This is a genomic window from Winogradskyella alexanderae, from assembly GCF_020166335.1.
In the GTDB taxonomy this organism is placed as follows: Bacteria; Bacteroidota; Bacteroidia; order Flavobacteriales; family Flavobacteriaceae; genus Winogradskyella; species Winogradskyella alexanderae.
The window spans coordinates 1-320 of record NZ_JAIUJR010000049.1; the positions used below are offsets into that span (position 1 = coordinate 1).

1 protein-coding gene is annotated in these 320 nt (G+C 57.8%); it reads right to left on the reverse strand.

Annotated elements, in window-relative coordinates:
* Positions 1-2: 2 nt before the first annotated feature.
* The coding region (locus LBU54_RS15330; RefSeq protein ID WP_224531997.1) for a T9SS type B sorting domain-containing protein at positions 3-320 on the reverse strand (318 nt) is incomplete at its 5' end.

The following is a 320-nucleotide window of genomic DNA, read 5'->3' on the forward strand; positions in this document are numbered from 1 at the left end:
TTTTAACGTTTCAAGGTAAAATGGGCCCTAAGTTCCTTTCTGCGGTCCGTTCCCGGCTCGTCGTACTCCACGGTGAACCAGTAGTCGCTGCTCGGCATGCGGCTTCCGTTGTAGGTCCCGTCCCAGCCGCTGCCCGTAGGGCTGATCTGCTTCAGGAGCTTGCCGTAGCGGTCAAATATATAAATTTTTGCCGTACCGCCAATCCCCGCGATGTTCCACGTGTCGTTGTTGCCGTCGCCGTTGGGCGTAAAGTACAGCGGGTAGTCCACAACGAATACCGTCTCCGTAACCAGGCCGCAGCCGTTGCGGTCCCTCGCCGT